Source organism: Clostridium psychrophilum (assembly GCF_018861705.1).
Taxonomy (GTDB): domain Bacteria; phylum Bacillota; class Clostridia; order Clostridiales; family Clostridiaceae; genus Clostridium_AD; species Clostridium_AD psychrophilum.
Window position 1 is genome coordinate 1 of sequence record NZ_JAHLEC010000022.1, and the last position, 14656, is coordinate 14656.

Consider the following 14656-nt stretch of genomic DNA (forward strand, 5'->3'; position numbering starts at 1 on the left):
TTTATCCACTACAAAGTTTATAAATTTAGAGCATTCTAATCGCTTAAAGGTACGACAAGAATTTAAACGATTCTTTCTGTAAATAGCTTCACCGGTATCTGCAAGGTACATCTCAACTGGTTTGCCTTGTATCATTTGAGTTGTAGTACCGCGTTGTATTTCATTAAGAATAGTGGTTATTGGACGTTTAAGTTCCTTAGCTACTTTATATGGTGAAAAGCCATCTTTAAGACGAATTTCAATCATAACGCGTTCTTCCAAGTTCAAGTGTTTATTTTTACGTGATTCTGTGTTATTATTTGGGTATTCCATAGTGATTATCCTCCTGTGTGTTTTAGTTTAGGCGATTAAAGCATAACACAGAATTAATCCACTATGGATTTCTTATTGGTTCAACTTCATTTTACAACAGGTCAATATTAAAATATATGAGATGAGGTAAAATAAAAAAAGCCCGGTATTTGGCTTTTTTTATAATATTATTTGTTTTTACATTCATTATAAATATTCTTAAACGTTTCATTCTCCTTAATGGATAAAAGATACTTCATAAACGTTTTGTTAAGCTTATCATTTTTAAGAGCATATTCTACATTTGCTTCTAAAAATCCTTCCTTATCACCTACATCATATCTTCTACCTTCAAAATTATAAGCATACATATCTTCCTGTGATATCAAAGTTTTTAAAGCATCTGTAAGTTGAATTTCTCCACCCTTACCTGGCTTTGTATTTTCTAAAATATCAAATATTTTAGGAGTTATAATATATCTTCCAAGTATTGCTACGTTTGATGGTGCCTCAGAAACGTTAGGCTTTTCTACAACATCCTTAACTTTATAAACTCTATCTTTTATTGCTGTTCCATTTACTATACCATATTTGTTAACTTCGCTCATAGGAACTTTTTGAACTCCCAAAATAGAAGTATTATATTGATCATAACAATCTATAAGTTGTTTTAAACAAGGTACCTCACTATCTACCACATCATCACCAAGCATTACTGCAAATGGCTCATTTCCAACAAATGTTTTTGCACAACCTATGGCATGCCCTAAACCTTTAGGTTCTTTCTGACGTATATAATAGATATTTGCCATATTAGATATATCTCTAACCATTGCTAAGGTATCTTCCTTACCGTTTTTCTCTAATTGTTGTTCAAGTTCAACTGATTTATCAAAATGATCTTCAATAGCTCTCTTATTTCTTCCTGTTATAATTAATATTTCTTCAATTCCAGCTGCAACAGCTTCCTCGATAATATACTGTATTGTAGGTTTATCAACGATAGGCAACATTTCTTTAGGTTGTGCCTTTGTAGCTGGTAGAAATCTTGTTCCAAGTCCTGCTGCTGGTATTATAGCCTTTTTAACTTTCATAATTTTTCTCCCCTCAAAAACACATTTTTCATATTATAAACCTGTTAAAGATTACTTGAAAATGTTTAAAAATGAAATTTTCCCTTTTGCTTTTTTAAGTTTTATTTCTAAAAATTCACTTACAGAGATATTATTAATAATATTAGTTTGATTTTCAATAATCCAATCATATACTTCCTTATTTTCATTTTTAACTATTGCGTATGCTTCTTTTAGTTTAGTTTTTCTACTTGTAGTATTATGACCATCGCTACCCAACATATGTATCATATTACTTTTTAAAAATACATGTGCTGTTTTTTTTATTTCTTTACCATAATCTCCGAGTAAACTAGCACAATTAATTTGCATCATTACACCCTGATTTATTAAATTAATAATTAAATCATGATTTTTGATGATTTTAAGATTTCTCTCTGGGTGTGCTAAAATGGGTTTTGCACCAAGTAACATTAATTCGTAAAATACATTCTCAGTATAAATAGGAAATTGTCCCATTGGAAGCTCTATAAGTAAATACTCAGAATCATTTATTCCCCATATTTTCTTTTCCTTATAAAGTTTTGGTAAATTAGGATGCATATATATCTCAAGTCCAGATAAAATTTTAATATTCATATTTTCTTGTTTTGATGCAGTAACTAACTCATCAAACTTTTTAACATAATCACTTCGATTAATTTCATATTCCTCAGTTATAAAATGAGGAGTAGCACAAATATATTCTACACCTTCATTTTCTGAGAATTTTAACATTTTTAGAGATGTATTTAAATTTTTTGCTCCATCATCAACACCATTAATTATATGACTATGAAAATCTATCATAAAATTACACCTTCTAAAATTTTAATTTTCTTTTCCATAATACCCTTTATAATACTTGCCATGATAACCAGTTACTGCTTCAGGTACTTTATTAAATACAACTCCAAGTATCTTTCCGCCAACCTTATCAATTAAATGTTTTGCATCTACTAATGCATTTTTTTGAGCTTCTCCATAAGATGCAACAAAAATAACACCATCTACGATTGTTGATAGAATTTGCGCATCAGTTACTGCAAGAACTGGTGGAGCATCAATAAGAACTAAGTCAAATTCACCTTTTAGTTCCTCAATAAAATCTCTCATTTTTTTGCTTCCTAATAATTCTGCTGGGTTTGGTGGAATAGGACCACTTGTTAGTACAAAAAGATTATTAACAGTTGTCTTAACAACGCACTCTTCCTTTTTCACCCCTTGAACTAGTACATTTGTTAGTCCTACAGAATTGGTAATTCCCATTTTTTTGTGTATTGATGGTTTTCTTAAATCACAATCTATAAGAATAATCTTCATACCACTTTCAGCCATGGTTATAGCTAAATTAGCCATTACTGTACTTTTACCTTCTCCAGCTCCAGAGGATGTAACTACAATAGATTTCAATGCTTTATCTAAGGAAGAGAATTGAATATTAGTCCTTAATGTTCTAAATGCTTCGGCCGTTCTAGATTTTGGATTTTTTAATGTTATTAATTTTTTTAACATATTCTCACCTTCCTATTGTTTATCGTCAGTTAAAGGAATAATACCTATAACTGGTACTCCCATTAATTTTTCTATGTCTTCTTGCGTTTTTACAGTATTATCTAAGTACTCTAATAAAAATGCTATTCCAAGTGATACCATAAGTCCAATGAAAAAAGCAATTGCCATATTTAATTTTGGATTAGGGCTAGTTGGCACAATAGGTTCGATTGCGTTATCTAAGATTTGCACATTATCCACTTTTTTAACATCATAACTTACAGATTTTAATGATTTAGCAAACTGATTAGCAATGTCCATAGCCTGTTTAGGATCCGTGGATTTAACTGCTATAGTTAAAAACTCAGTATTTGCTTTAGGTGTTACTGTTACCATTTTTTGAAGATCATCAGAAGTCATATCTAATTTAAGAGTTTTAATTACATTTTCTGAAACTTTTCTTGATGTAACAAACTCACTATAAGTACTAACTAATTGTTGATACATCATTACATCATTATAGGCATCTTGTGACACTTGAGATTTGCTATCTGGTTTACCAATTATTACTGATATGTCAGATTTATATGAAGGCGTAATAACAAAATAACTTAAAACTCCACTTAGCACCGTTGCTCCTATCGTTACTAAAATTATTAACAGGATTCTTTTTTTTATTATATTTAAATATTCAATTATCTCCATTATTTACCCTCCGTGAATAGTTTTTCTAACTGACATACAATTTCATCTTTTGCATCTATTTTTTTAGCTATATCTAAATGTAGCTTTGCCTGCTTAAAGTTTTTGACATTTATATAGCACATAATAAGATTTGTACATATCTCAATAGATTTAGTAACTTCAAATGCCTTCCTAAAATAGTTAATAGCTACCTCATAATTTTCAAGACAAGCATAATTAATACCAAATTCATTTATTACCTCAATTAGATCCTTATCAATTGCTACAGCCTCATTTAAATAATATATAGCTTTCTCATGATTTTTTAGGATTCTATAAGCTACAGCAATGTGATAATATATATCCGGACGATCTCCTAATTGGTCTATCAATGGTATTAAAATTTCAAGTGCACCCTTAGGATTCTCAGGCACCATTTCTTTTGCTTTATTAAAACCTGTTATAGTTTCTAATTCATTTTTAAGTTCAATAACATCAGTTGTTTGTTCTCCTCCATTCTCAATATAGTTTCTTAAAGCCAATAATGCTAAGTCATATTTATTTTCACTATTAAGAACTAATGATTCATATAAATATGGATTACTATAGTGAGAAATCTTTTTAGCTTTTTCAACAAGCCTTAGCTCTTCATCCTTAAACATAACATTAGTTAATCTTAATTTATCAACTAATATAAAAATTTTGTCATAATTTTCTTTATTTTCTTCTATAACTAATAATCCTTTTAAAATAATATATGCTTCCTCGTAATTTTCTTTTTCAATTTCTTTAAATATGACACCCTTGATATATCCTATTGAATTTGGGACAGTATTTATAATTACTTTATACTGTTCATTATATTTAAAGTGCTCATCTGCTCCTAAAACATAGAACATCCCCTGAATAAATAAATTAACGGATATATTGTCAAAATCTTCTTTTTTCTTTACCTTTTGGATTATTTCATTAGTTCTCACTGGAAAATAGATATCCTCCAAAATTGTAAAGTCTTTAATTTTACTGTTCTTTTTTATTTCTAAAAAAAGAAGTGCTGCCAATTTTTCAGAAAAATATGCTTTAGTGTCCATGCTTACTCCTTTCTACTACTCTAAAATATTTACGTCGTAATGTCTACTATTAATAATAATATAATGATGATAATTTGTAAACATATTAAATCATAGCAGTGGGATTATAGTTTGGTATTAATTAATGTGTTAATTTAAGCATGCATTGTTAACTATAGACATAACATTTTCTTTTAGAACAATCATTTTCTTAGATGAATTTTCTAAACAATTTCCTTTAACTGATAAATAGATTTTCATCTTTGGTTCGGTACCAGATGGTCTAACTACAAACCAAGAGCCATCTTCTAAGAGGAACTTTAATACATTGGATTTCGGCAATTTAATAGTTTTCTCCGTGTTATTAATTAAATCCGTTTCTATACTTGCTTTATAATCCATTTTTCTTGTAATTTTATTGTTTCCTATTGAACCTTTCATTGAAGATCTCAAATATTCTAACGCATTACTTATTTTTTCTGCTCCATCTTTTCCCTTAAGTTCTATTGAAACTAAACTTTCCTCATAATAACCGTATTCTTTATAAATGTTCATCAAAGCATCATACAAACTCATGCCTTTATTTTTATAATAAAGTGTCATTTCACAAATTAAAGTTGCGGCTATAACTGCATCTTTATCACGAACAAAGTTACCTGCTAAATACCCAAAACTTTCTTCAAATCCAAATATAAAGTTTTTTTCGTTATTTTGTTCAAACTCTTTAATTTTCTCTCCAATATATTTAAATCCTGTAAGCACTTCTAACACTTCTACATTATATTTTTGTGCGATACTTTCTATCAAATTTGTGGTAACAATAGTTTTTATTATTACTCCATTTTTAGGGATTTGATTATTTTCGTTTAATGATTTCAAAATATAATTGCCTAATAATACCCCTGTCTGATTGCCTGACAAAACTTTATATTTCCCATCGTCACACTTTACTACTACTCCAATCCTATCACAGTCTGGATCTGTGCCAAAAATAATATCTGGATTAATATCACTTGCCATATTCAGTGCTAATTTAAATACATTTGGGTCTTCTGGATTAGGATATGGTGATGTGGGAAAATTGCCATTTGGCATTTCCTGTTCTTTTACAACAAATACATTTTTATAACCTAATTCATCTAAGACTCTTCTTACTGGCAAATTCCCAGAACCATGAATAGGAGTATAAATTATTTTTAAATTATTGGCATATTTTTTAACCATATCTTTTCTTATAGTTAAATTTTTAGTTTTATCTATATATGACAAATATAGGTTCTCTCCGATAATATTTAAGAGTCCATTTTCTTTTGCAGTATTAAACTCCATAGTTTTCACTTTAGAAAAGTCTTTAATGTTACCTATACATGTTGTAATTTGACTTGCAGCTTCATCAGTAACTTGTCCACCATCATCACCATAAACCTTATATCCGTTATATTGCTTAGGATTATGTGAAGCCGTGATAACAATACCAGCCTTACTTTTCAATTCACGAACAGCATAAGATAAAATTGGTGTTGGTGTTAATTTTTCAAATAAATTAACAGAAATATCATTAGCGCAAAGAGTTTCTGCAGCCGCTTTTGCAAATTCAATAGACATATTTCTTGAATCATAGGCTATAGTAACTGATATATTTTTCTTGTATTTCGAGTTTAAATAATCGCAAAGCCCTTGAGTAGCCTTACCGATGGTATGTATATTCATTCTGTTTGTCCCAGCACCCATAACACCTCTTAGTCCGCCAGTACCAAACTCTAAATCTTTATAAAATCTATCCTCGATTTCTTTTTCATCTACTAACTTCTCAAGCTCCCTCTTTAATTTTAAATCTATAAAATTAGAATTAATCCAATTTTTATACTTCTCTTTGTAAGTCATACATTATCCTCCTTGTGATTCTTTAAAGCAGATAACAATCGTTCCCCCGTTGCTATTCTCGCTAATCTCCCTTTAGTCTATCATATTATACTATCAAATCATTACAAATAAAAGGCATTTTTGACAAATAACCTGTTTTTAGACATTCTTAATAGTATTTTTTCCTTACAAAACCATAATTACAAAACACTTTTGAGGCTATTTTGTGTTATTTTAAGATTAAAAATTATTATAATTGCATTTGCATATATAATCCTATATAATTATTAATTGGCTGAATGAATAAACTAAAACAGTAATTTTAAAATATTAATATAAATTCTAATGAAAGGGGTGTATAAATGTATAGATTAAATCAAAATGAAACTCCATTATTCGATGCTCTAATGGAGTATGTAGATAGAGATACCTTACCTTTTCATGTACCTGGTCATAAAAAGGGAATAGGCGCCGATGAACAATTCAAAAAATTTATGGGCGATAACCCTTTTAAAATTGATGTTACAGTTTTTAAACTTGTTGACAGTTTTCACCATCCCACTGGAGTTATTAAAAAGGCACAGGAGCTCGCAGCTGATGCTTATGGTGCTGATGCTTCATTTTTCTCTGTTAATGGGACTTCTGGTGCTATTCAAGCTATGATTATGTCTGTAGTTGGATCCAGTGACAAAATAATTGTTCCAAGAAATGTTCATAAATCCATAACTGGTGGTATCATTTTGTCAGGTGCTATACCAGTTTATATGCAACCAGAACTAGATAAAAAAATAGGTGTTGCCCATGGGGTTTCTCCAGAAACTGTTGAAGAAACATTAAAGAATAATCCTGATGCAAAAGCAGTACTTATAATTAATCCCACATACTATGGTGTCTCCACAGATATAGAAAAAATTGCTGGCATAGTTCATGAATATGATATTCCTTTAATAGTTGATGAGGCTCATGGTCCCCACCTTAATTTTAATAGTAGATTACCAATGTCCGCTATGGAAGCTGGTGCAGATATCTGTGCTCAAAGCACACACAAAATAATAGGTTCATTAACTCAAAGTTCAATGCTACAGGTTAATTCAAAACGTGTTAACCCTTCAAGGGTTAAACAGCTAATAAACTTACTGCACACTACCTCTCCATCATACATACTAATGGCATCCTTAGATTGTGCAAGAAGACAAATTGCATTACACGGTCAAGAGTTGTTAGAAAAAACTATAGATTTATGTAATTATGTAAGAAGTGAAGTAAATAAAATACCAGGATTATATTGCTTCGGTGAAGAGGTTTTAAATGGTTTTGGTGCCTATGCATTTGATCCAACTAAAATTACAATAACTTGTAGAGATTTAGGTATAACGGGTTATGATTTAGATATGATCCTTTCTAATAAGTATCATATTCAAATGGAGTTATCTGACCTCTACAACATATTAGCAGTTGGTTCTTTTGGAGACACAAGAGATGGAATGGATAAATTACTAAAGGCTCTAGAAGAAATAAGTAGCGAATACTATGGTAAAGGATCAAAGAAAACAGATTTTATTGATATTCCTAGTATTCCTGAGCAGGTTCAAATTCCTCGTGAGGCTTTTAACAGTGTAAATACTGCTGTAGAGATTAAGAAAAGTGTTGGTATGATAAGTGGTGAATTTTTAATGGCCTACCCACCAGGCATTCCGGTATTATGCCCAGGTGAGAGAATAACTCAAGAAATTGTAGATTATGTTGAAAAATTAAAAAACACTGGATTGTATGTACAAGGAACCGAAGATCCTGAAGTTGAATATATAAAGGTTGTTCGTGAAGAAGACGCTGTGCATATAACTGTTGACTAGAAGTAAAAAGAACTCCAATTTGGAGTTCTTTTTACTTCTGTTTAATTTTACTCTATTATCAATATTTCCTTTTTCAATAGTTTCTAAGTATTTAAACTTTAGATGCTAGTGAGTATAATGCCATTTATATTTCCCCCATTAATAAGGATTCTAATTTTTCTAGATTTTCTTCTGTAAAAACTATTATTCCCTTTGACAATAATAGCTCCGCAGTAACTCCGTTACCATTTCTCTTAGTTCCACTAAAAGTCCCATCATATATTTGAGAAACTCCACAAGAAGGACTTCGCGCCTTTAGAATAGCTATGGTAGCCCCAACTGCCTCTGCTATTTTAAGAGATTCATAAGCACCTTTTAAAAACTTTGAGGTTAAATCGTCATTTTTAAATCCAAGAATTCTAGCATTACCCTCTATTACATCAAATCCATTCCCATTTGTAATTTCTTGCGGATCCCTAGGAGTCTCTTGCCCTCCAAGTTGTTCTGGGCAAATAGGAAGAGCTTTTCCCTCTTTTACTAGTTTAAGAATACGTACATCTAGATTATTTCCGCCATCATATTTACAGTTAATACCACACAAACAAGCACTTACAATAATCATGTCATAACCACCCTTTATTAAAATCTTATCTACTTCAGTTCTGCTATAGTAACTCCACTACCACCTTCACCATAGTTTCCTAATCTATACGTACTAACATGACTATGTCTTTTTAACATGTCTGTAATAGTTTTTCTTAAAACTCCTGTACCCTTACCATGAATAATTGTTACTTCTTTAAGACCACCCAAACAAGCTTCATCTAAATACTTATCAACAGTATAAATAGCCTCCTGAGAATCCATGCCTCGTAAATCTACAGATGTTGATACACTTCTTGTGTTTAGCTTAAGCTCTCTCTTAATTATCTTTGCCTTTTTCTTATCTTCATCAGTAAGCTTTGATTTGCGCAGATCATCTAATTTAACATTTATCTTCATAATACCAGCTTGAACCTGAAGTTCACCTTTCTTATCAGGTTTCGAAATTACAATAACCTTTTGGTCAAGAGATGGTAAATATACCTTTTCACCTTGTTTTACACTTTTTAGTTTTTCGCCAAGTTCATCATTGCTTTTTTCTACATGTCTTTCTAATGTTTCAAGCTTGTTTTTAATTTTTGTCCTTTCCTCTTCAAGTTTTTGTCTTGCTTCAGAAGAATACCCCAAATTTTCTAACTGCCTCATATTTTTAAGAATGACATCAGATTCTTCCTTTGCATTCTTTATTAATCTCTTTGCTTCCCTTTGGGCTTCATACATTGCATTTTCTCTTATGTTATCAAGTTTATGCAACTTTACTTGATATTTATCTTTTAACGTGCTTGCTTGTAATTTCAAACTTTCTGCAAGTCTTGCGTCTTCTTCTGCTTTTATACTTTTTTCTTGCAAAGTTTGAACTAATTCTTCAAATTCTAAAGTATCTTTAGAAATATTTTCTCTTGCACTTTTTATAATATAATCTGGGAGACCTAATCTCTTAGATATTTCAAAAGCATTTGATTTTCCTGGCACTCCTATTATTAATCTGTAGGTTGGACTTAATGTATCTACATTAAATTCTACAGATGCATTTTCTACGCCTGTGGTTTTTAAAGCATATCCTTTTAATTCACTATAATGCGTTGTTGCAACTACTTTCGTGCCTCTTGCTCTTAGATTCTCAAGTATCGAAACAGCAAGCGCTGCTCCCTCTGTAGGATCTGTTCCAGCTCCCAATTCATCAAATAGAGCCAATGTTTTTTTATCTGCTATATCAATAATGTTTACTATATTCGTCATGTGAGATGAAAAAGTAGATAAACTTTGTTCTATACTTTGTTCATCACCTATGTCTGCAAAAATTTCATTGAAGAAACTTACTATTGAACCTTCACTTGCTGGAATTAAAATTCCACTCATAGCCATTATTTCAATTAACCCTACAGTTTTTAATGTTACTGTTTTACCTCCAGTATTGGGTCCTGTTATTACCAAAGATGTAAAATATTTTCCTAAATAAATGTTACTTGGCACTACTACTTTAGGATCTATCAATGGATGTCTTGCTTGAACTATATCTATTTCTCCTTCTTCGTTAACACTCGGGATAATAGCATTAATGTCTATTGCATACATCGCCTTTGCAAATATAAAATCTAATTCCCATACTATATCTGCATTGTTTTGAACAATATTTATATTTTCATATATTTGGTATGATAATTCTCTTAAAATTCTTTCAACCTCAGCTTTTTCTTTTAACATAATTTCCTTTATATCATTATTTAAATTAACAAGACTCATTGGCTCAATGAACAATGTAGATCCAGAAGAACTCTGATCATGCACAATACCTGGAACGCTACCTTTATGTTCTACCTTAACTGGAATTACATATCTATCTCCCCGTATTGTATATAAACTTTCTTGAAGATATTTTGCATTAGATCTAACTAGAGAAATTACTCTCTCTTTTACAGATGCATTTTTCTCTTTTAAAGATTTTCTTAAACTAAAAAGTAAACTACTAGCCCTATCAGAAATTTCTTCATCGCTTATAATAGCTATAAAAATTTCATCCTCTAATTTTTTAATTGGAACAATTCCAATACATATATCATTAAGTACTCTAAAAGTATTGTCCTCTTCATTATTGCCAACATAATTTTTAAATAATCTAGCACATTTAAGCATCTGTGCTATTCGCAAAAGCTGCATTGGCATAAGTGAAGCTCCTTTAGATGCTCGAATTATTGCATCTCGAACATCGTATATACCTTCAAAAGGTGCGCCTCCTTTTTTTGATAAAAGAAGTAATGCCTCATTGGTTTCCTGCAAATGCTCTCTAACTTCATAAATATTAGTATAAGGCTGTAAACTATCAATAATATCCTTACCTGCCATAGTTTTTGCGTGTTTCTTAATTTTATCTTTGATTTTATAATATTCTAAAACCCTTAATGATTTTTTATTCACAATTACACCGTCTTTCTTATGTTAATAAACTTAATTGTATATTCCTATTTATTCTACTCCTCTTTTATAGTGCCCTCTAGTATAATTCTTAAAATCCCCTTGCCAGTTTTTATTAATATAATTTTGGAGGACTTCAATAGTTTCTTTATAATTTTCATGAATAAAATCCAATCTAAAAGATACTATTCCATTTTTTTCTATCTCTTCCATGTTAGATATCAAATTAACAGGTACATTATTATAAATATAGCTTCTGCAATATTTGTCGGTATTAATACTAAATTCCACATCTTTTCTATCCTTAAGAATATAAGATCCTTTAGTACAATTCTGTGAGCAAGCTTTATTTTCACTCTTGTTACCAAAAACACTACCTATAGCACAATATTCACTAACCATAAGTTCATATTTCCCATAAACCATGATTTGAAGTGGAAGTGAACTTTTATATGATATCTTTTTTATTTCTGCTGCGTTTAATTCAGCACTAATACAAGTTCCCACAAGAAAGCTTTTATAAAAATCACTTGCATAGTTGTTAAAAATGTTTAATTTATAGTCTCCAATAATGCTTGTTTTTTTATTGAATCTACTAATTATCCCTAAATTAGCAGTAATAATACCTTTTATATTCCCCAAATTACTTTCTATAAATTCACATATACTTTTAAATTCGCCCTTAATAATATTGGGAATCTTAAGATAAGTATTTATACCACTTTTGTCTAAATTAATATTACACCCTCGCATAAAAGGATTAATAGCAATATTATTAAAACCCATTTCTATTACAGCCTTTAATTGCTCATTACTTGAAACAACTATAATAGTCTTAGGCATTATGTTATCTATATTCTCATTTGATTTTATTTCTTCCTTATTAACTTGTATATTAAGTCCTTTATTGTAATTAATCTGAGTACTATGTTTCTCTCTTTTATACTTTCCTATTATATGATTTTGAACAGATTCTATTAGCTCCCGCCTTACTAAATTTAATGATGACATTGACATAAACCCTTCATCAAAGCTTTTAAAAATCACTTCATTTATTACAAAAGGCGTATCACCTGTTTTAGATACATTTTTTATTAAACGTTGTGTATCTAGTGGTTTATTTATTGCTTTTTGAACAAGATCACCATTAGCAGTAAATATTTTTCCAAGGTAGCTCGTGCTTATTTTTAGAGGCTTATTTATACTAAATTCTATTGAAAGATCTATTTGTATCTTTCTTTTAAATTTATCACTATAGCTCTGTGCTAGTTCATCCATTAAATGTGCATCCGAGATTTTATATAATAACTCTCCAGCTTTATATTTAGTTGGTTTTAATAAAACTCTATCACCTTTTAGCGCTGAATCTACTTCTATTCCATTTTTTATAATCTTTTCTAAAATAAATCCATTGTCACCAAACATTATACCGTCTTTTAAAGCAATATTTTCAGAAAGTGTTATTAGTAAATCATTAGATCCACTGCCAATTAGAATTCCAGAATTTTTAGGAACTTTATAAGCCATCATATCTTTTCCCGTATTACCATATAAATAAGCCTTTGAAAATCCTTCTCTGTTAAATAATTGTGTCAAAACTTTTTTATCTTTATCCGATTTTTGTATTTTATTATTATATAAATTATCTAGTGCTCGTCTATATATTTCCACTGTGCCTGATACATATTCTGCTCTTTTCATTCTTCCCTCAATTTTAAGTGAAGATGTTCCACTTGCAACTATGTCTTTTAAATTATCTAATGTACAAATATCTTTTGGACTTAATAAGTATGCTTTATGTTCTTTGTTATTGCTTTTATCTATTAATGTGTAAGGTAATCTACAAGGTTGAGCACACCTACCCCTATTTCCACTCCTACCACCAATAATACTACTCATAAGACACTGCCCTGAATAGCATATGCACAATGCTCCATGAACAAAAACTTCTGTTTCAACTTTTAATACATTAGATATGTAGTTAATTTCTTTTAAACTGAGCTCTCTTGACAGAACTATCCTTTTAAATCCAATTTGTTTTAGAAATAATGCAGCTTCACCATTATGAATTGTCATTTGTGTTGATGCGTGGAGTTCAAAATCAGGAAAATTATTTCTTATCAAATATATTAATCCTGTATCTTGAAGTAATAAAGCATCTACCCCAATGCTATATAAAAATCCCACATACTCCATAATTTCTTTTATTTCATTGTCCTTTACTAATGTATTTAAAGTGACATAAACACGAACACCATAAATATGACAATAATCTACTGCAAGTATTATGTTTTCATCATCAAAATTAAAAGCATACGCCCTTGCCGAAAATTTACTTCCTCCTATATAAATTGCATCTGCCTTCATTTGTACTGCTGCGTATACACTTTCCATACTACCAGCAGGAGCTAATAACTCGATCTTTTTCATTTGCATCTCTCCTAATATGTCTTCTAATTCTTATTATACAATAAATGTTGAAATAATTTAAGAGATTAAAAAATATTACATTAATATAACACAGTTTCTAAACTTTTTTTAATAATTCTATCCAAAAATTACATTTATTACTAGTTTTGAAGTTACATACGAATAGACACAATAAATATAATCGAATATAATAAAAAAAGAATAGTTACTTACTAACTATTATTTAAAAAACCTGTTTTTAAATTTAGATATGGAGATATAAATATGACAATAAAAAATAGTATTAGAAATATATAGAAGCCGTTTTAAAAGAAAGGTTTAATTTAGAGGTTACCTTTGGTATGCCTTCTGTTATCTACAAAGAAACTCCAACTGCTAGTGTATATGGTGAATCACGGTATACAATGCCCAAACCTTGCTGGGCTATAGTCAAATTTTTAATTGAACCACTACCAAAAGGGACAGGACTTATTTATAAATCTACTGTAAGAACTGAAGATGTTAAAATAAAGTATCAAAGAGAAATAGAAGATAATATAGATAAAATTTTAAGTCAAGGAATCTATGGATGGCAAATAACAGATTTAAAGATAACTTTTATTAAAGGTGAAGACCATGTTATGCATTCCCGTTCTGGTGACTTCGCTACTTCCGCCGCTATTGGCATCATGAGAGGCCTAAATGAAATAGGCACTACATTGTTGGAACCCATAATTAAGTTTAGGATTACAGTACCTGAAACTATAGGTGGAAGGGTTTTAAATGATATTATAAAAATGCGTGGAAGTTTTATTACTCCATTTATACACAATGGTATTTTACTATAGAAGGGAAAATACCTGTATCCACCTCACTTGAATATCCA

At 30.0% G+C, this 14656-nt stretch carries 12 protein-coding genes; 2 read left to right on the top strand and 10 right to left on the bottom strand.

The window, feature by feature from the left end; all coding sequences use genetic code 11:
* The 7 genes from KPL38_RS06975 to KPL38_RS07005 form a co-directional block, all read right to left on the bottom strand.
* On the bottom strand, positions 1–312 hold a 312-nt coding region (locus tag KPL38_RS06975), incomplete at its 3' end, for a helix-turn-helix domain-containing protein (protein ID WP_216288431.1).
* A 167-nt stretch (positions 313–479) separates the two neighbouring features.
* Entirely contained in the window at positions 480–1385 is a 906-nt protein-coding gene (gene galU, locus KPL38_RS06980; RefSeq protein ID WP_216288432.1) for a UTP--glucose-1-phosphate uridylyltransferase GalU, read from the bottom strand.
* Positions 1386–1436: 51 nt separating this feature from the next.
* A complete protein-coding gene (locus tag KPL38_RS06985; RefSeq protein ID WP_216288433.1) occupies positions 1437–2213 on the bottom strand; it encodes a tyrosine-protein phosphatase in 777 nt (258 codons plus the stop codon).
* Between the two features lie 21 nt (positions 2214–2234).
* Positions 2235–2918: a CpsD/CapB family tyrosine-protein kinase gene (locus tag KPL38_RS06990; protein ID WP_216288434.1), complete on the bottom strand. Its 684-nt coding sequence runs from the start codon at positions 2916–2918 to the stop codon at positions 2235–2237.
* Positions 2919–2930: 12 nt separating this feature from the next.
* Positions 2931–3602: a YveK family protein gene (locus KPL38_RS06995; protein ID WP_216288435.1), complete on the bottom strand. Its 672-nt coding sequence runs from the start codon at positions 3600–3602 to the stop codon at positions 2931–2933.
* Positions 3602–4672 carry a tetratricopeptide repeat protein gene (locus tag KPL38_RS07000; RefSeq protein ID WP_216288436.1) on the bottom strand — a complete coding sequence of 357 codons (1071 nt, stop codon included), beginning with the start codon at positions 4670–4672 and terminating at the stop codon, positions 3602–3604. The genes KPL38_RS06995 and KPL38_RS07000 overlap by 1 nt, the downstream gene beginning before the upstream one ends.
* Positions 4673–4801: 129 nt before the next feature.
* Positions 4802–6535 carry a phospho-sugar mutase gene (locus tag KPL38_RS07005; protein WP_216288437.1) on the bottom strand — a complete coding sequence of 578 codons (1734 nt, stop codon included), beginning with the start codon at positions 6533–6535 and terminating at the stop codon, positions 4802–4804.
* Between the two features lie 341 nt (positions 6536–6876).
* On the opposite strand from KPL38_RS07005, the gene KPL38_RS07010 reads away from it, so the two are divergent.
* A complete protein-coding gene (locus tag KPL38_RS07010) occupies positions 6877–8367 on the top strand; it encodes an aminotransferase class I/II-fold pyridoxal phosphate-dependent enzyme (RefSeq protein WP_216288438.1) in 1491 nt (496 codons plus the stop codon).
* Between the two features lie 124 nt (positions 8368–8491).
* On the opposite strand, the gene KPL38_RS07015 is transcribed toward KPL38_RS07010, so the two are convergent.
* From KPL38_RS07015 to KPL38_RS07025, 3 genes are read right to left on the bottom strand one after another with little or no spacing between them, the layout of a single operon-like run.
* Positions 8492–8968 carry a 2-thiouracil desulfurase family protein gene (locus KPL38_RS07015; protein ID WP_216288439.1) on the bottom strand — a complete coding sequence of 159 codons (477 nt, stop codon included), beginning with the start codon at positions 8966–8968 and terminating at the stop codon, positions 8492–8494.
* 29 nt (positions 8969–8997) lie between these two features.
* Positions 8998–11364 carry an endonuclease MutS2 gene (locus KPL38_RS07020; RefSeq protein ID WP_216288440.1) on the bottom strand — a complete coding sequence of 789 codons (2367 nt, stop codon included), beginning with the start codon at positions 11362–11364 and terminating at the stop codon, positions 8998–9000.
* 48 nt (positions 11365–11412) lie between these two features.
* Positions 11413–13791 (bottom strand): U32 family peptidase, encoded by a 2379-nt coding sequence (locus KPL38_RS07025; RefSeq protein ID WP_216288441.1) that lies wholly within the window; start codon positions 13789–13791, stop codon positions 11413–11415.
* A gap of 341 nt (positions 13792–14132) precedes the next feature.
* On the opposite strand from KPL38_RS07025, the gene KPL38_RS07030 reads away from it, so the two are divergent.
* A complete protein-coding gene (locus KPL38_RS07030) occupies positions 14133–14618 on the top strand; it encodes a hypothetical protein (RefSeq protein WP_246577851.1) in 486 nt (161 codons plus the stop codon).
* Positions 14619–14656: the final 38 nt, after the last annotated feature.